Here is a 17,281-nt window from a genome sequence, read left to right as displayed (position 1 = left end):
TCACCCGAAGGATTGTCTTTACTATATAGAGTGATTAATAGTGTGTTTAGTTTATTAAGGTTATGAGATTAACAAGGTTAGTTGGATTTTTAGGGATTGTCCTTTTTTGTGCAGGGCAATCCCTTTTTGCTCAAAGTAAGCAAGAGCGGAAGGAGCAAAAAGAGAGAGTAGTGAGGGAGATCGTGGATAGCGGTCGTATTAAGATCGATGTGGATCGTGCCGTACCGATGGCCGGGAGATCCGTCAATCTTACTTCCCCCTACTCATTGGAAATACATGGTGACTCGATCCTGTCTTATCTTCCTTACTTTGGACGTGCTTACTCTGCTCCTTATGGTGGTGGAGAGGGCTTGACGTTTAAAGAAGTGGCGACAGAGAAGGAGCAAACCTCTGAAAAGAAAGGTAGTTCCGAAATCAAGTTCCGTGTAAAGACCAAAGAGGATGTATACATGTTTCGGGTGGAAGTCTATCCGAATGGCTCGGTGACAATCAATGTGACACCCGTGAATAAACAGGCTATTACCTTTTATGGTGATGTCGCCTTAGACTTGAAATAGTCGTCCTTGCCGTGTATCTCTTTCCTCGATCCGCTTATTTACCTTAGCGGTAAATTCGAAATTCTTTAAACCCCAATCCGGTGCGATCAGTAGCTCTTTGGGGGATTGTGATACGAACCTCTCTACTACGATAGAGGGGTTCAGTCGTTCTATGAAGTCAATCACTAATTCGATATATTCATCAGCCGTATATAAATGGAAATCAGAAGGATCTTCCTTGAACTCTTTCGCCATGCGGGTATTCTTGATTAGCTGCAATTGGTGCAGTTTAAGTGTCGTGATCGGGAGGCGTGATAAGACATCCGCATGGTGTAATGTTTCATCCCTACTTTCTCCCGGTAGTCCGAGTATCAGGTGTGCCCCGGTGTAAATACCTTTTGCCGCCGTACGACGGATAGCGGATTCCGATTCTTCATGGGTATGCCCTCTGTTTATGCGGACTAAGGTCTTATCAAGCGTACTTTCCAATCCATATTCAATCATGACGAATTTTCGCTGGGAAAGCTCCGCAAAATAATCCAATAAACCTTCCGGCATACAGTCCGGACGAGTGCCGACAATCAATCCTTCTACTCCGGGATAGGCAAGCGCTTCCTCATATTTGAGAATAAGAGAGTCTAATCGGTCGTATGTATTCGTGTAGGCTTGGAAGTAGGCCAGATACCGCATATCCGGATATTTGCGGGAAAAAAAACGTACGCCTTCCTCTAATTGCTCGGTAACGCTTTTCTCCGTATGACAGTATTCTGGACTGAATGTTTGGTTATTACAATAGGTGCAACCGCCCCATCCTTTAGACCCGTCTCGGTTCGGGCAGGTGAAGCCTGCGTTTATGGAAATCTTCTGAACCTTGAATTTGAATAGATCCCGTAGAAAATCCCCAAATTCATAATATCGTTTAGTTTTTTTCATAAGACAAAGATACGATTTCTCGCAATTTGAATCACTTTTTTATGCTAACTTCGCGTTTCAATCTGAAATAAAGAGTATAAATGAAACGATTAGGTTTTAGTTTATTGCTTTCGTTGGCCGTATTCGGAAGTGTGGCCGCACAAACCGGAAGCAAGCATGTTGACTTAAAAGAAATAACCGATGGGAAATTTCGTCAAGTGACGGCTATCGGAGAGATGCGATCCCTGCCGGATGGAGAACACTACACAGCCATGAACGCCGATAAGAGTATGATCATTAAATATTCCTATCGTACGGGAAATCCTGTGGATACATTGTTTAATGCCCGTAAAGCTCGTGAATGTACCTTTACGGATTTTGATGGATATACAATCAGCAGCACCGGGCATCATATCTTGGTTTGGAGGGATACGGAGTCTATTTATCGTCGCTCTACCAAGGCTGTGGTTTATGATTATGACGTACGTCGTAATTATGTGAAGCCTATTTCCGATGCCAAGGGTAAGCAAATGATCCCGACATTCTCGCCGGATGGTCGTATGTGCGCTTATGTACGGGATAATAATATTTGGATACGTAAGTTTGATTTTGATACCGAGGTACAAGTTACCAAGGACGGTGAGTTGAATAAGATATTGAATGGTATCACGGATTGGGTGTATGAGGAAGAATTCGCGGTGACAAATCTAATGGCGTGGTCTCCCGATAGCGAGTATCTGGCCTTTGTCCGTTTTGACGAGTCCGAGGTGCCCGAATATTCTATGCAGATGTATGGTGAGGGACTTTATCCGGGGTATTACGAATATAAATATCCGAAGGCCGGGCAGAAGAATTCAAAGGTCTCCGTACATTCTTATAGCGTAGTCACCAAAGACACGAAAGAGATGAAGGTCCCGGTAGAAGGCGACTTCTATATTCCCCGCATTACTTTCACGCAGAATCCGGATCAGTTGGCTATCATGACATTGAACCGCCAGCAGAATGTATTCAATATGTATTATGCAAATCCGAAGAGCGGTGTGTTCCGTTTGATCTTGCGTGAGGAAAATAAATGCTACGTGGATTCTGATTGGTTGACTTCCATCCAGTTCTTGAACAATGGGTTTACCTATGTGAGCGAACAAGATGGCTATTCCCATATTTATTTGTATTCCCCGACAGGTGTTATGCAACGTCAGGTAACTCAAGGGAACTGGGATGTCACGAAGTTCTTGGGCGTGGATGAGAATACGAAGACTTTCTATTACGAGTCTGCCGAGGAAAGCCCGATCCGCCGCTCTATCTATAAGATCGACGCGAAAGGCGTGAAGACAAAACTCTCCACGGAAGAGGGTATGAACAAGGCGGTCTTTAGTGACAATTTCGCTTATTTCGTGAATACCTATTCCAACGCGAATACCCCGGCGAAGATTACAGTGAATGAGACGAAGACCAAAAAGGAACTACGTGTCCTGCAAGATAACGCTGCGTTGAAGAGTAAACTGAAGGAATATGCTTTTGCCAAGAAGGAGTTCATGAAGGTACATACGGCCTCGGACTATGAGTTCAACGCTTGGATCGTAAAACCCGCTGATTTTGACCCGTCGAAGAAATATCCGGTGATGATGACGCAATATAGTGGCCCTAACTCCCAGCAAGTATTGGATCAATACGGTTTCGATTGGGAGCAATATCTGGCCTCAAATGGTATTATCGTGGTATGTGTGGATGGTCGTGGAACCGGTGCCCGTGGTGAGGCATTCCGTAAATGTACTTATTTGAGAATGGGCGAGCTGGAATCCAGAGACCAAGTGGAGGCTGCGCAAGCGTTAGGCAAGTTACCTTATATCGATAAGGATCGTATCGCGATCTGGGGTTGGAGTTTCGGAGGTTATAACACGTTGATGGCCTTGAGTACCGGAAACGGAACGTTTAAGGTGGGTATCGCTGTAGCTCCTCCGACGGACTGGAAATATTATGACTCCGTTTATACGGAGCGTTTCATGCGTACCCCGCAAGAGAATTTCGAGGGCTATGCGGCTACCTCTCCGTTACGCCGGGTGAAAGACTTACAAGGCAAGTTATTGCTGGTTCATGGAACCGCCGATGATAATGTTCATTTTATGCAAACAATGGAATATGCCGAGGCTTTGGTTCAAGCCAATAAGCAGTTCGATATGCATGTTTATAAAGATCGGAATCATAGCATATATGGTGGTAATACCCGTTACCATTTGTATACGAAGATGGCTAATTATTTATTCAATAATTTGTAAGACATGGCGCAGCATTTAAGAAAGCCGGATTGGTTGAAGATCCGGCTTGGCGGAAATGAGCAATTCACGAAGACAAAAAGTATTGTTGAATCTCATTGCCTTCACACAATATGCACAAGTGGTAAATGCCCGAATATGGGTGAATGTTGGAGCCGGGGAACAGCTACATTCATGATCGGTGGTGAGATCTGTACTCGCTCTTGTCGTTTTTGTAATACGCTAACGGGTAAACCTCTTCCGTTGGACCCGAAAGAGCCTGCGAATGTAGCGGAGAGCATCCGTTTAATGAATCTCAAGCATGCGGTGATCACGTCCGTTGATCGTGATGACTTACCAGACTTAGGCGCTTCTCATTGGGTAAATACGATCCGTACGATCAAAGAGGTGAATCCTCAAACGACCGTGGAAGTCTTAATCCCGGATTTTCAAGGACGATTGGATCTGGTTGATCAGGTCGTGGATGCGGCGCCTGAGATTATCTCCCATAATATGGAGACTGTACGCCGTATCAGTCCGCAAGTGCGTAGCGCCGCTAAGTATGACGTGAGCTTATCCGTTTTGCGACGAATCGCTGAGCGGGGTGTGGTAGCCAAGACTGGTATCATGGTCGGACTGGGGGAGACTGAGGATGAGGTGCTTGAATTAATGGATGATGTTTTGCAGGCGGGTGTTTCTGTTTTGACAATCGGGCAGTATTTACAGCCCTCTCGCAAGAATATTCCCGTCTCTGAATATGTGACTCCTGAACGCTTTGAATATTATAGACAACAGGCCGTTAACAAAGGTTTTAAGAAAGTAGAGAGCGCTCCGCTGGTGCGCTCGTCGTACCATGCGGAAAAGCATATATGATTCATGAACTTTTGACAATCTTTGTTGTTATTAATATAAAAGTGGACTAAAGGGGGGGAAGGAATGAACAGAGTAAAGAAAGGTCTAGATAATCAGGCGATAGGTTTATTGCCGTTGTTGTTGTTCATGTTTTTGGACAATTATTTTTCTTATTTATTATCCTTTATAATTGGGGTTACTTTCTGTTTTGTTTGTATTTTTTTGTTTCAAGTGTTGAGTAAGGATAAGGTGTACCAATTTATGCTTCTGCCATCGGCGGGCACATTGGTCTTATATTCCGTATTTCTTTGTCTCAAGCTTGAACCTGTGTTGTTTATATACTCTCCTCTTATCACGGAAGTATTACTGGTCGTGGCGTTAGCGATCGTGGGGTTCACGAGGAGAACGGTCATACAACGTATACGCGATTCGAAACGTCCCTCTTTTAAACGTACTTTGCTTCGTACTACCTTGAACGAATTTTATTTCCTCGCTCAGTTGGTACAGAACCTGTACACGTTGCATCTTTTCATCATCTTGTTATATAGCATCTTGCCGGAAACGATGCAGAATATGCGTACCGAACGTTTCTTATACCGGGAGTTGGGATTGGTAATCGGTGTTTTGGTCATTGTTTATGAGCAAATACGTTTGTCCTTGATGCAAGGTAGCTTGAAAAAGGAAATGTGGGTTCCCGTATTGAATGACAATGGGAAGGTGATCGGTTGTATCGCACGTTCGGTCAGCCGCTCTTTACCGAAGAAATACTATCATCCGATCGTGCGTATCGCCGTTGTTTATAATGGTATGTTATATCTGGTGAGACGAAGTAAGGATGAGTTTGTCTCTCCGGATACGATGGATTATCCGTTCCATAATTACGTGCTCTTCCGACATAGTATAGATAGCACGGTCAAAGAGACTCTCGGAAGTTTGGCGCAAGATAAATCAATTGCTCCACGCTTCCTGATCCGTTATACATTTGAGAACGAGAAGGTGAAACATTTGGTATCTCTCTATGTTATTTGTTTACGTACGGAAGAGCAATTAAATCAATGTAAGCGCCGTAGCGGAAAGCTTTGGACAGCGAAACAAATCGAGGAGAACTTGAGTTCCGGGGTATTTAGCGAATATTTTGAGAAAGAGTTCGCTTATTTGCAAAATACGATTCTTTTCGCCGAGAGTTTCTGTTGCGGTAACTAATCATCTTATAATGCCCGATTCCCTAGCTCTATAACTTCCAAATCTTTGATATCCTTTCCCTCAATAACGAAACGTAATAAGGTACGTACTTGATGAAAGCCACTTTTTCCAGCCGCTCCCGGATTCATATGCAGACACTTCAAGCTTCGATCGAATACTACTTTCAGGATATGCGAATGTCCGGAGATGAATAGATTTGGCCGTGTATCGTATAATTCTTTGCGGATCTCGGGATTGTAGCGGCCCGGATAACCTCCGATATGAGTCATCATAACGTTCACGTCTTCTACCTTGAAATGAGCTACTTTAGGATATTGCAGGCGAATGGCTTGTCCGTCTATATTTCCGTATACGGCTTTGAAAGGTTTCAAAGCCTCGAATTTCGCGGCCAAAAGATCGGAGCCTATATCGCCCGCATGCCAGATTTCATCGCAATCTTTAAAATATTCGGCGTACTTATCATCCCAGTACGCATGGGTGTCTGAAAGCAATCCAACTTTAATCATAACAATTTCTTTTATTGCTCGAAAGTATCTATATTTACACGCCTAAGATAAGAATATTATGGAGAATTCATATCAATATTTTAAACGGGACTTAAGCTGGTTGTCGTTTAACTACCGTGTCTTGCTGGAAGCGGAAGATGATACGCTGCCTATTTATGAGCGTATTAAGTTCCTTTCTATCTATTCCTCGAATCTGGAAGAATTTTATGAGATCCGGGTTGCGGAACATCGGGGGGTAATCATGAAAAAGAATTATTCGGAGGAGAGCGCAGCTGAGGCGGAAGAGACCTTGGCGGCTATCACCCGGGAGGTTAACCGCCAGCAACGGGACTATTACCGTATTTTCTCGGAAAAGATATTGCCGGAATTGAATCGCCAGAATGTTTACTTATACCAGAATGAGAAGCCGGAACCTTTCCATGAAGAGTTTGTCCATAATTTCTTTAATGAGGAGGTTTTCCCATTCCTGTCGCCGGTCATGATTCAAGCCGGTGATATACGTACGTTCATCCGGGATCGTCGGCTTTACCTTGTGATCCGTATGATTAAGCGGAGCAAGCGGATGAATGAGCCGGGCTTCGTACCCGAGTATCATTATGCGTTGATGAAGATTCCTTATGCGAAAGTTCCCCGTTTTATCGAGTTGCCTCCGCATGACGGGAAATATTATATCATGTTTATCGACGACATTATCCGTGCGAATTTACAGAATGTTTTTCCCGGTTATATTATTGATGGCTGTTACAGCATCAAGATTTCCCGGGATGCGGATATTTATTTGGATGATGAGAGCCGGGCGAATATCGTGGAGAATATCCGTAAGAAGGTGAAGAAGCGCAAGATCGGAGCCTTGAGCCGTTTTATGTATGATCAAGCGATGCCGGATGATTTTCTGGCTTTTGTTTGCGATGCCTTTGGTATTACGTCGGAGGACTTGGTGTTAGGTGGACGATATAATAATTTGCAGGACTTGATGAAATTGCCGAATCCGGCAGGAAAGCATTTGGAGCAGCAGCCACCGGTGCCTATGCGTGTGCCTTTCCTCGATGAGATGGGGTCGGTATTCAAGGCCGTGAAGAAGCGGGATATCTTATTGCATTTCCCTTATGAGTCATTCGATTATTTGATCCGCTTTTTGATGGAGGCGGCCTTTGATCCGAAGGTGGATGAGATCAAGATTACCCAGTATCGAGTGGCAGAGAATTCGGCCGTGATTAATACGCTGGTCAGCGCTGCCCAGAATGGTAAGAAAGTGACGGTATTCGTGGAATTGAAAGCCCGTTTCGACGAGGAGAATAATATGAGTACGGCAGAGCGTATGGAGCAGGCCGGTATTCGTATCATTTATAGTATTCCGGGCTTGAAAGTACATGCGAAGGTCGCGGTCATTCTTCGGAAGGATACGTCCGAGGGACTTAAACGGCGTGATTTTGCCTATTTGAGTACCGGTAATTTCAATGAGAAGACGGCCAAGATCTATTCGGATATGGCGTTATTGACTTCGAATACGGAGATTATTACGGATATCAATAAAGTATTCGCTGTTTTGGAAGGGCGTATGAAAGAACCTACTTTCCGCCATTTGTTGGTGGCCCGTTTCAATATGGTCTCGGAATTGACAGGTAGGATTCGGCGGGAGATCGAGCATGTGCGGGAAGGCCGAAAAGGACGGATCATATTAAAGATGAACGGACTGCATGACCAACATATGATCGAGGAACTCTATCATGCGAGTGAGGCGGGGGTAGAGATCGATCTGATTGTTCGGGGGATTTGTTGCCTGGTACCGAACCAACCTTATAGCGCTAACATCCGGGTTACTCGTATCGTGGATATGTTTTTGGAGCATTCACGGGTTTGGTATTTTCTGAATGATGGTCAGGAGGATCTTTTCCTTACCTCGGCTGATTGGATGCGTCGGAATTTGAACCGACGGATCGAGACGGCTTTCCCGATCCTCGATCCGGATCTGAAGAGGGAGATAATCGATATCTTGAATATCCAGCTAAGTGACAACGTGAAAGCTTGTTATTTGGATGGCGAGTTACGTAATAATTTTAAGTGTGATGATAATCCGGTAAAAGTGCGTTCGCAATTGGCTATCTATGATTATTTGAGAAATAAATCCATACGGTAACCGGGATGGGGGAGTTTTGGGGATTTGTTGATTGGGGGGCTGGTTGCTTAGCCTTGAGCGTGGCGGTGGTATTTAGCTTTTTGTTGGGAGTACGTACGGGACGTATCCGGGAGAGAAATGAATCTGTCCGTTCTCGCATTCGGCAGAATAAAGCGAATATGTATCGCTATAAACAACAATTAGCCTCCTATCAAGAGCAAGTCGTACGCTTGGAGCGGGAACGGGATTCTCTGGTCATCCGCTCGGAGGCTTATGACCGGATCGAGACGGAGCTGACGGCCTATCGCCAGAAGATGGAGCAGTTGGAGAGAGAGATCCTTGTTCTTTCCGGCGATAATAACTTATTGGACAATGCTACCGGAAAAGTAGATGTGGATGTACCTAAGCTTTTATGTGCCCTTAAAGATGATCCTCTCCATGTGAATCCAAGTAAAGAGGAATGGGCTGAGATTATTGGTATGACCGATCTTCTGTTTAATAACTTCTTAACCGATCTGAGAAATAAATACAGTATTACCCGCCATGAGCAGGAAATATGTTGCTTGATCAAATGGAATTTCTCCCGAAAGGAGCAACTAGCCGTGTTTAATAATACTCCGGATGCGTTAACCAAATCGAAAGGCCGTTTAAAAAAACGTCTAGGCTTGGATGAAAAGACGGATTTGGATGCCTATGTCCGTTTATTATAAAGCTTAAAGTTATTTTGTTTGTCGTGATTGTCCGGCAATATTATCCGTTTATCTCCCATTGCGTGGTTTATATGTGTGATTATTAGTTGTTTGATGTTCGCTTGTTTTGTCCGGTACCATTTCTTTCCTCTTTACGATCCTTCCTGTACTTTTGCGGTGTGTGATTTAATTTTTAAGAACGAATAATCAGGAATGCTATGAGAACACAAACTGTACTACTATGGATCAGCCTTAGCCTAATGGTGGGGCTTTCCGCTTGTGATTGGACTTCGTCCTCTCCGGTGGCCTCGCTACGGCGGGCTACCGGATGGCCTTTCGAGGTGGTGGTTGTAATGGATCGAGACGCATGGAATGGTGAGGTGGGGGAGTTGCTGCAAGAACAATTGCGAGCGCCGATACCTGCTTTGCCTCAAGCGGAAGCATCTATGCGTGTCACCTATTCGGAGCCATCGGGCTTTTCCGGTTTATTACGATACGTACGAAATATCTTGATCGTATCCGTAGATCCTAACCGGTATACGAAAGCTGGAACAAGAGAGAGTCCCGATGAATGGGCCAGCGGTCAGAATGTTGTGACTCTGTATGCTCCGACTACCGCTGCTTTAACCGAGTTCCTTTTATTAAATGAAGGACGGTTGGTCAACCATTTCAATCGAGTGGAAAGGGAACGTTGGATAGTTGGACTTTCTAAGAGCCATAGCAGTTGGATCAATGAGAAGTTGAAGTCCCGTTTCGGTATCTCGCTGTTCGTGCCGGAAGATATGTCGGCCTATAAGGAAGAGACCGATTTCTTTTGGGGCTCGAATAACGCAAATCGGGGACGGACTGATATCTTGGTATATAGTTTTCCCTATACGGCTCAAGAGGCATTTACCGAAGATTATCTGGTCGCTATGCGTGATTCTGTAGTGAGGCGGAACGTACCGGGCTCTTTCCCGAATTCTTATATGAAGACAGAGAAGCGCTTCGAGCTTTCTTACGAGCCGATCACCTACCGTGGCGAATACCGCGGCGTATTGCGTGGTCTTTGGCGTATGGAAGGAGATAAGATGGGCGGCCCGTTTGTCAGCCATGCCCTGCTCGACAAGAAAAAAGGGCGGGTTATTGTAGCGGAAAGCTTTGTCTATGCCCCGGAATCAAAAAAGGCGAACTTGATCCGCCGGATGGAGGCCGCCTTGTTTACGTTGCGATTCGTGGATTAGGATTGATTCTCTCACGTATATAGGCGTAACCTCATGCGTATATACGCATCGGCCTACACGTACGTAAGTGTGGTCTTATACGTATATACGTGTGGCTTTATGCCTATATAGTGGTCTTATCGTCCTAAAAATAGTTTGATTTCCTCCGGAATATATCCCGTCCGTATACGCCACTCTTGCGGATACAGGTTATTGGCCCGGTTGCCAAGGTTCTTTACAAAACCTAGCGGAAGTCTTTGGTAGCGTACCAACACATATCCTTTATCTATGCCGGAGGGTAAGACGAGCGCCTCTTTCTTTAAGAATTTAATAGCGTCTTCCCATTCCAGTTCCACGGATGGAAATGCGTTGGGAGTTAAGGCAGTACTTAAAGCCAGCTCTTGAGACGGGATAAAGTCTTTCCCTTTCGCTTCTCCTAGGCAAATACCGGCGGAAAGTACCCGTAAAGGCTTGGCATTGATGAGTGAAAATAGATCCGAATGGGCTTTGGGATACGCTCGAAGGAAACTGCCGTTCCATTCGAGAGAAAACGAAGTTTCATCCGAAAGGAACAGACGGGCCTCCTGTGGGATGGACGGAGCGGCTTTTCCCCGCTCTTTTTTCCCTTTGGACTTGACACGAATCTCCTCGATCTCGCCTTCCGCTTTCCGGAGGGCGGCGAGGAAAAAGCCTTCGCCCCGTGTCTTATGCGGGAAGAAGCGGTAAACCGGATGTTCAAACCGGAGGGCGCCGGTGATCTGCCATTCCTCTTGGGTAGGGATAGGCAATGCCTCGGCTCCCAGCTCCTCTATTATATAATGTATGTTCTCCTCATCCTCTTCCGTATTATAGGTACATGTACTGTAGATCAAGATACCTCCGGGTTTCAAGGCGTTCCAGATATCATGGATGATGCGCCGCCCACGGGAGGCGCAAAGCCGTACGTTATCTACGCTCCATTCGCCTGTGCTATCCGTATCTTTCCGGAACATGCCCTCACCGGAACAAGGTACGTCGGTGACGATCACGTCGAACAGATGAGGCAATGCCTCTCCGATCTCCTCCGGGTCATTATTGATAACGATCGTGTCCGGGTGGCCCCATTTAGCGATATTCTCGGCCAATACATAACTCCGGCTGCGGATCACCTCATTGCTCACTAACAGGCTTCCATCCGGCAATAAGCTCGCCAGATGCGTGGACTTGCCACCCGGGGCGGCGCATAAATCCAGGCAACGTACCGGCTCTTTCACGTATGCCTTGATCGCTTGTTCCAGAAACATGGAAGACGCTTCCTGCACGTAATAGGCCCCCGCATGGAATAGAGGATCGAAGGTGAAAGACAACCGTTCCGGCAAATAAAAACCGCTCTCGCACCAAGCGACTGGAGCACCTGCTTTGGGAGCGGGAGTCCCTTTCATCGGGTTGATACGGATACTTACGGGAACATCAGCGCTTAACGCTGCCTCTAAATGATCGAACTCCTCGCCAAGTAAAGCCCGTGTACGGGTAATAAAATCAATAGGAAGTGCCATGATTATTCTGTTAGTTTGCGGCAAAAATACTACTTTCGCGGAAAACAAACAGTATGCGAGCATCTCTTTTCCTTATACCAGTTACCTTGGGCGATACGGAACATCGCCGTGTTTTACCAGAGTACAACCGTGACGTGATCTTATCCATCCGGCATTTTATCGTGGAAAACGTGCGTACGGCACGCCGTTTCTTGAAAAAGGTGGAGCCGGGGATCGTGATCGATGACTTGACATTTTATGAGCTGAATAAACATACCTCCCCGGAACAAGTAGCTGGTTATCTGGCTCCTTTGGCGAAAGGCGAGAGCGTAGGCGTGATCTCGGAGGCGGGTTGTCCGGCGATCGCTGATCCGGGTGCTGACGTAGTAGCTATCGCCCAACGGAAGGATTATCCGGTGGTACCGTTGGTGGGGCCTTCGTCTATCTTGATGTCGGTGATGGGATCGGGCTTTAACGGACAGAGTTTCGCTTTTCACGGTTATCTGCCGATTGATGCTTCCGAGCGAACGAACACGATCAAGAAATTGGAGGGAAGGATCTATTCCGAGCATCAGACGCAATTGTTTATCGAGACTCCTTACCGGAATAATAAACTGGCCGAGGAGTTGATCCGTACGTGCCGTCCGTCTACGAAACTGTGTATCGCCTCGAATATAACCTGTGAGGATGAGTATATCCATACTCGCCCGGTCAAGGAATGGGCGGGTAAAGTTCCCGATCTGAGCAAGAAGCCTACTATTTTCCTAATCTATAAATAAGAGGATTGATATGAGTTATCAAGCGCACGAGACAGCGGTAATCGATGCCGGTTGTGAGATCGGGGAAGGAACCCATATCTGGCATTTTTCCCATATCATGACGGGATGCGTGATTGGCAGGGCGTGTAATATCGGCCAGAATGTAGTCGTATCGCCGGGCGTGGTCTTAGGGAATAACGTGAAGGTACAGAACAATGTGTCTATTTATACGGGGGTGATTTGCGAGGATGATGTGTTCTTGGGGCCTAGTTGCGTGTTTACAAATGTAACCAATCCGCGTAGCGCTATCTCTCGGAAAGACCAGTATAAGGAGACGGTGATTGGCAAGGGGGCCTCGATCGGAGCTAACGCTACGATTATTTGTGGACATACGGTCGGGCGGTATGCCATGATCGGTGCCGGGGCGGTGGTAACGAAGGATGTTCCGGCTTATGCGCTGGTCGTAGGAAATCCATCCCGCCAGATCGGTTGGGTAAGCGAGTACGGCCATCGCCTTGTATTTGACTCCGAAGGATTCGCTACTTGTCCGGAAAGCGGCCAACGTTACCGCCTACACAATCACCAAGTTGTAGAGACGGGGCGTGCCCCGTCTCCCACAGACTGATAATATCTTAAATTACTATTTTGCAGGGATGAGACGGGGCACGCCCCGTCTCTACAATACAGACAATATTAATATTCTATACAAACATGAAAACATCTTTTTTCAAGCAAGGGTTCTTAGCGATAGGGATAGCCTGCTGCATGCAGCTTTCCGCCGTGGAGAATCCTGTAGACTACGTGAATACGTTAGTCGGTACCCAATCCAAGTACGAATTATCTACCGGAAATACCTATCCGGCCACGGCCATGCCTTGGGGTATGAACTTCTGGACTCCCCAGACCGGCGAGATGGGCAACGGCTGGACCTATCGTTACGACGCGGATAAGATCCGGGGATTCAAGCAAACCCATCAACCGAGCCCGTGGATGAACGATTACGGGCAGTTCTCCATTATGCCTACTACCGAAGGCTTGGTCTTCGACGAGGAGAAACGGGCTAGCTGGTTCTCTCACAAAGGGGAAGTAGCTACACCTTATTATTATAAGGTCTATCTGGCCGATCATGACGTGACTACCGAGTTGGTTCCGACGGAACGTGCGGCTAAGTTCCGCTTTACATTCCCGGAAACCAAGAAAGCGTATATCGTCATCGACGCTTTCGATAAAGGCTCTTATATAAAGGTATTGCCTGCGGAACGTAAGATCATCGGTTATTCCACGAAGAACACGGGCGGTGTTCCCCGTAACTTCAAGAATTATTTCGTGATCCAATTCGATAAGCCATTCACGTTCTCCTCTACGGTTAAGAACGGGGCGATCCAGTTGGATGAGTCGGAGGTGAAGACAAACCATGCCGGCGCTATCATCGGTTTTGAGACAAAGGCCGGCGAGGTGGTGCATGCCAATGTGGCTTCTTCTTTCATCAGCACCGAGCAGGCCGAGTTAAACTTGCGTGAGGTGGGAGATACTGGTTTCGATCAGCTAGTGACCAAAGGGAAGGAAATCTGGAACTGGGAATTAGGTAAGATCGAGGTAGAGGATACGAACATCGATAACTTGCGTACTTTCTATTCTTGCTTGTATCGTTCCTTGCTTTTCCCCCGTAGCTTCTATGAGATCGATGCCAAAGGGCAAGTCATGCATTATAGCCCTTATAACGGTGAGGTCTTGCCGGGCTATATGTTTACCGATACCGGTTTCTGGGATACATTCCGCTGTCTTTTCCCCTTCTTGAACCTGATGTATCCGGAGATGAACCAAAAGATGCAGGAAGGTTTGGTGAACGCTTATAAAGAGAGCGGTTTCTTGCCGGAATGGGCAAGTCCGGGCCACCGGGATTGCATGGTCGGCAATAACTCCGCTTCCGTGGTAGCTGACGCTTATATCAAAGGCTTGAGAGGATACGATATCGAGACGCTTTGGGAAGCCTTGAAGCATGACGCGAATAGCCAACTGCCGAGAACGGCTTCCGGTCGTGTCGCTTACGAGGAGTATAATAAACTGGGTTATGTACCGAATAATATCGGTATCGGACAAAACGTGGCTCGTACCTTGGAATATGCTTATAATGACTGGACGATTTATACCTTGGGCAAAAAACTTGGCAAGCCGGCAAGCGAGATCGATATCTTCAAGCAACGGGCTAACAACTATAAGAATGTGTACGACCCAAAATATAAGTTGATGGTCGGACGCTCTGATAAGGGCGAGTTCAATCCGACTTTTAAAGGTACGGACTGGAGCCGTGATTTCTGCGAGGGAAACAGCTGGCATTGGAGTTTCTGTGTTTTCCACGACCCGCAAGGCCTGATCGACTTAATGGGAGGAAAGAAGGAATTCAATCATATGATGGATTCCGTCTTCAAGATGCCTAGTCGTTTGGGTATGGATAGCCGCGGTATGATCCATGAGATGCGTGAGATGCAAGTAATGAACATGGGACAATACGCCCATGGCAACCAACCCATCCAGCATATGGTGTATCTATACAACTATTCCGGCGAGCCTTGGAAAGCCCAATACTGGGTGCGCGAGATCATGCATAAGCTCTATACCGCTGAGGCGGATGGTTATTGCGGCGATGAGGATAACGGACAGACTTCCGCATGGTATGTATTCTCTGCCTTAGGCTTCTATACCGTATGTCCGGGTACCGACCAATATGTATTAGGTACCCCTTTGTTCAAATCCGTAAAACTCCATCTGGATAACGGAAAGCAGGTGTTGATCCAAGCGGACAAGGCTGATCGGGAGAACCGTTACATCAAGGGTATGAAAGTAAACGGCAAGACATATACCCGCAATTTCTTGACACACGAGCAGTTGCTAGGTGGTGCGAAAATTCAATACCAAATGAGCGATACCCCTAATAAACAGCGAGGTACTCAGGATAGTGATCGCCCCTATTCTTTCTCGTTGGAATAAGAAAACCATGATGCCCATTGTAAGCCTGTTACAATAGGCATTCTAAGCACCTTACGATGCCCATTGTAAAGACCTTACGATGGGCATTGTTGTTTCTTGTAGACTACCGCTTAAAATAATAGCGGGCGGGAATTGTTTTTTATTAGTGATTGATTACCTTTGTAGCGACTTATCCGTCTTTCTTAAATCCTTTTATTTGTTAGATGTATGGCAAACTCAAAAGAGATGACGGGGGGAGCTGTATTCCCTCTTCTATTCAGTTTCACGATGCCGTTATTGCTAGGGAACTTACTTCAGCAGACTTATTCTCTGATCGATGCCGCTATCGTTGGTAAATTTCTAGGTATTAATTCGCTGGCTGCCGTAGGAGCCAGTACCTCGGTGATTTTCTTGATTCTGGGATTCTGTAACGGATGTTGCGCCGGTTTTGGCATCCCGGTAGCTCAGAAGTTCGGGGCGAGGGATTATGCGACGATGCGCCGTTACGTGGCGGTGGGGTTGCAATTGGCTACGGTGATGTCCGTGGTGATCGCCGCTGTCTCCGGTTTCTATTGCCGGGATATCTTGCGGGGGATGCAGACACCCGGGAATATCTTCGATGGGGCCTATGATTATTTGTTTGTTACTTTTATCGGTATTCCTTGTACATTCTTCTATAATTTGTTGGCAAGTATCATGCGGGCTTTGGGAGATAGCAAGACTCCATTCTGGTTCTTGCTGTTCTCTACGGTCTTGAATGTTTTCTTGGATTTATTTTGCATCTTGGTACTAGGATGGGGCGTGATGGGAGCGGCTATCGCTACGGTTTTCTCGCAAGGGCTTTCCGCCATTCTATGTTATTTATATATGCTTCGGAAATTCCCGATCTTACGGGCTACTTCCTCCGAGGACCGAAGGTTCCATGCCGGGCTGGCCCGTACCTTGTTGGCGATGGGGGTCCCGATGGGATTACAATTCTCTATTACCGCCATCGGCAGTATCATGTTGCAGAGCGCCAATAATGCGTTAGGTACGGCCTGTGTCGCCGCCTTTACTTCCGCCGCCCGTATCAAGATGTTCTTCATTTGTGCTTTTGAGAGTTTAGGTATCGCCATGGCTACGTATTGCGGACAGAATTATGGGGCGGGAAAGCCGGAGCGTATTTTGCGGGGAATTAAAGTAAGTGCGTTGATGATGCTTACGTATGCCGCCGCTACATGGATGATCTTGATGCTGGGATCTCGTTCGTTGGCTTTGTTGTTTGTAGCTCCATCCGAGGTCGAGATACTGGACTATACGGAGCAGTTTTTGCATATTTCTTGCTGGTTCTTCCCGGCTGTCGGGCTACTGTGCATCTTGCGTTACGCGATACAAGGGGTAGGTTTCAGCAACCTTGCGATGCTCTCGGGTGTTTCAGAGATGATCGCACGTATCTTGGTGAGCTTGTATGCGGTTCCCGCTTTTGGATTCTTAGGCGTTTGCTTCGGTGATCCGTTGGCTTGGGTCGCCGCTGACTTATTCTTGATACCGGCGTTTTTGTATGTTTATAAAAAGATAAAGAAAAGATTAGATGATGAGAAAGTATCGGTGTCCGCAGTGTGATATCCCTTCTATGTATGTAAAGAATGCGGACGGGGAACGTCTTTTAGTGTATGTTTACGAGAATGGGGAGGTCGTTCCCAAAGATCCTACTGCGGATCTGTCCGGATTTGACTTGACAGAGGTATTTTGCCTAGGATGCTCATGGCATGGAGCGCCTAGGAAATGCCGGTGA

General features: G+C 46.5%; 15 protein-coding genes. 12 read left to right on the top strand and 3 right to left on the bottom strand.

What is annotated here, in order from left to right; all coding sequences use genetic code 11:
• The first annotated feature begins 62 nt into the window (after nt 1-62).
• Nucleotides 63-557 (top strand): DUF4251 domain-containing protein, encoded by a 495-nt coding sequence (locus CI960_RS17380; protein WP_005854264.1) that lies wholly within the window; start codon nt 63-65, stop codon nt 555-557.
• On the opposite strand, the gene CI960_RS17375 is transcribed toward CI960_RS17380, so the two are convergent.
• Entirely contained in the window at nt 543-1,469 is a 927-nt protein-coding gene (locus CI960_RS17375; protein WP_005854266.1) for a TIGR01212 family radical SAM protein, read from the bottom strand. The genes CI960_RS17380 and CI960_RS17375 overlap by 15 nt on opposite strands.
• Nucleotides 1,470-1,549: 80 nt before the next feature.
• On the opposite strand from CI960_RS17375, the gene CI960_RS17370 reads away from it, so the two are divergent.
• From CI960_RS17370 to CI960_RS17360, 3 genes are all read left to right on the top strand, one after another.
• Nucleotides 1,550-3,724: a S9 family peptidase gene (locus tag CI960_RS17370; protein WP_005854268.1), complete on the top strand. Its 2,175-nt coding sequence runs from the start codon at nt 1,550-1,552 to the stop codon at nt 3,722-3,724.
• A 3-nt stretch (nt 3,725-3,727) separates the two neighbouring features.
• Nucleotides 3,728-4,573 (top strand): lipoyl synthase, encoded by an 846-nt coding sequence (gene lipA, locus CI960_RS17365; protein ID WP_005854269.1) that lies wholly within the window; start codon nt 3,728-3,730, stop codon nt 4,571-4,573.
• Nucleotides 4,574-4,636: 63 nt separating this feature from the next.
• Nucleotides 4,637-5,755 (top strand): hypothetical protein, encoded by a 1,119-nt coding sequence (locus CI960_RS17360; protein WP_005854270.1) that lies wholly within the window; start codon nt 4,637-4,639, stop codon nt 5,753-5,755.
• Nucleotides 5,756-5,760: 5 nt separating this feature from the next.
• Here CI960_RS17360 and CI960_RS17355 read toward each other — a convergent pair whose 3' ends face one another.
• Nucleotides 5,761-6,261 (bottom strand): metallophosphoesterase, encoded by a 501-nt coding sequence (locus tag CI960_RS17355; protein ID WP_005854271.1) that lies wholly within the window; start codon nt 6,259-6,261, stop codon nt 5,761-5,763.
• A 58-nt stretch (nt 6,262-6,319) separates the two neighbouring features.
• Between CI960_RS17355 and CI960_RS17350 the strand changes: the two genes are divergently transcribed.
• From CI960_RS17350 to CI960_RS17340, 3 genes are all read left to right on the top strand, one after another.
• Nucleotides 6,320-8,398 carry an RNA degradosome polyphosphate kinase gene (locus CI960_RS17350; RefSeq protein ID WP_005854272.1) on the top strand — a complete coding sequence of 693 codons (2,079 nt, stop codon included), beginning with the start codon at nt 6,320-6,322 and terminating at the stop codon, nt 8,396-8,398.
• A 5-nt stretch (nt 8,399-8,403) separates the two neighbouring features.
• On the top strand, nt 8,404-9,087 hold the full coding sequence (locus CI960_RS17345) for a hypothetical protein (RefSeq protein WP_005854273.1): 684 nt from the start codon (nt 8,404-8,406) through the stop codon (nt 9,085-9,087).
• Between the two features lie 197 nt (nt 9,088-9,284).
• Nucleotides 9,285-10,289 carry a DUF4837 family protein gene (locus CI960_RS17340; protein ID WP_005854274.1) on the top strand — a complete coding sequence of 335 codons (1,005 nt, stop codon included), beginning with the start codon at nt 9,285-9,287 and terminating at the stop codon, nt 10,287-10,289.
• Between the two features lie 116 nt (nt 10,290-10,405).
• On the opposite strand, the gene CI960_RS17335 is transcribed toward CI960_RS17340, so the two are convergent.
• Nucleotides 10,406-11,803 carry an rRNA cytosine-C5-methyltransferase gene (locus tag CI960_RS17335; RefSeq protein WP_005854276.1) on the bottom strand — a complete coding sequence of 466 codons (1,398 nt, stop codon included), beginning with the start codon at nt 11,801-11,803 and terminating at the stop codon, nt 10,406-10,408.
• A gap of 53 nt (nt 11,804-11,856) precedes the next feature.
• Here CI960_RS17335 and CI960_RS17330 point away from each other — a divergent pair, with 53 nt between their 5' ends.
• The 5 genes from CI960_RS17330 to CI960_RS17310 all read left to right on the top strand — a co-directional run bounded on the left by CI960_RS17330 (nt 11,857) and on the right by CI960_RS17310 (nt 17,281).
• Entirely contained in the window at nt 11,857-12,561 is a 705-nt protein-coding gene (locus tag CI960_RS17330; RefSeq protein WP_005854278.1) for an SAM-dependent methyltransferase, read from the top strand.
• 10 nt (nt 12,562-12,571) lie between these two features.
• Nucleotides 12,572-13,165, top strand: a complete 594-nt coding sequence (locus CI960_RS17325) for an acyltransferase (protein WP_005854280.1) — start codon at nt 12,572-12,574, stop codon at nt 13,163-13,165.
• A gap of 86 nt (nt 13,166-13,251) precedes the next feature.
• Nucleotides 13,252-15,528, top strand: coding sequence for a GH92 family glycosyl hydrolase (locus CI960_RS17320; RefSeq protein ID WP_005854283.1), 2,277 nt, complete (start codon nt 13,252-13,254; stop codon nt 15,526-15,528).
• Between the two features lie 207 nt (nt 15,529-15,735).
• Nucleotides 15,736-17,109, top strand: a complete 1,374-nt coding sequence (locus CI960_RS17315) for an MATE family efflux transporter (protein ID WP_036628612.1) — start codon at nt 15,736-15,738, stop codon at nt 17,107-17,109.
• A complete protein-coding gene (locus CI960_RS17310) occupies nt 17,078-17,281 on the top strand; it encodes a hypothetical protein (protein WP_005854287.1) in 204 nt (67 codons plus the stop codon). Before CI960_RS17315 ends, CI960_RS17310 begins: the two co-directional genes overlap by 32 nt.

Origin of the sequence: Parabacteroides sp. CT06, assembly GCF_002257605.1 — a bacterium.
In the GTDB taxonomy this organism is placed as follows: domain Bacteria; phylum Bacteroidota; class Bacteroidia; order Bacteroidales; family Tannerellaceae; genus Parabacteroides; species Parabacteroides distasonis.
The sequence above is the reverse complement of the archived record's forward strand: the minus strand, read 5'-3'. Positions and strand labels throughout refer to the sequence as shown.

Bases quoted from the DNA above. Each gene is read 5' to 3' on its own strand.
- CI960_RS17380 (WP_005854264.1), top strand. From the start codon at position 63: ATGAGATTAACAAGGTTAGTTGGATTTTTAGGGATTGTCCTTTTTTGT.
- CI960_RS17375 (WP_005854266.1), bottom strand. From the start codon at position 1,469: ATGAAAAAAACTAAACGATATTATGAATTTGGGGATTTTCTACGGGAT.
- CI960_RS17370 (WP_005854268.1), top strand. From the start codon at position 1,550: ATGAAACGATTAGGTTTTAGTTTATTGCTTTCGTTGGCCGTATTCGGA.
- lipA (WP_005854269.1), top strand. From the start codon at position 3,728: ATGGCGCAGCATTTAAGAAAGCCGGATTGGTTGAAGATCCGGCTTGGC.
- CI960_RS17360 (WP_005854270.1), top strand. From the start codon at position 4,637: ATGAACAGAGTAAAGAAAGGTCTAGATAATCAGGCGATAGGTTTATTG.
- CI960_RS17355 (WP_005854271.1), bottom strand. From the start codon at position 6,261: ATGATTAAAGTTGGATTGCTTTCAGACACCCATGCGTACTGGGATGAT.
- CI960_RS17350 (WP_005854272.1), top strand. From the start codon at position 6,320: ATGGAGAATTCATATCAATATTTTAAACGGGACTTAAGCTGGTTGTCG.
- CI960_RS17345 (WP_005854273.1), top strand. From the start codon at position 8,404: ATGGGGGAGTTTTGGGGATTTGTTGATTGGGGGGCTGGTTGCTTAGCC.
- CI960_RS17340 (WP_005854274.1), top strand. From the start codon at position 9,285: ATGAGAACACAAACTGTACTACTATGGATCAGCCTTAGCCTAATGGTG.
- CI960_RS17335 (WP_005854276.1), bottom strand. From the start codon at position 11,803: ATGGCACTTCCTATTGATTTTATTACCCGTACACGGGCTTTACTTGGC.
- CI960_RS17330 (WP_005854278.1), top strand. From the start codon at position 11,857: ATGCGAGCATCTCTTTTCCTTATACCAGTTACCTTGGGCGATACGGAA.
- CI960_RS17325 (WP_005854280.1), top strand. From the start codon at position 12,572: ATGAGTTATCAAGCGCACGAGACAGCGGTAATCGATGCCGGTTGTGAG.
- CI960_RS17320 (WP_005854283.1), top strand. From the start codon at position 13,252: ATGAAAACATCTTTTTTCAAGCAAGGGTTCTTAGCGATAGGGATAGCC.
- CI960_RS17315 (WP_036628612.1), top strand. From the start codon at position 15,736: ATGGCAAACTCAAAAGAGATGACGGGGGGAGCTGTATTCCCTCTTCTA.
- CI960_RS17310 (WP_005854287.1), top strand. From the start codon at position 17,078: ATGATGAGAAAGTATCGGTGTCCGCAGTGTGATATCCCTTCTATGTAT.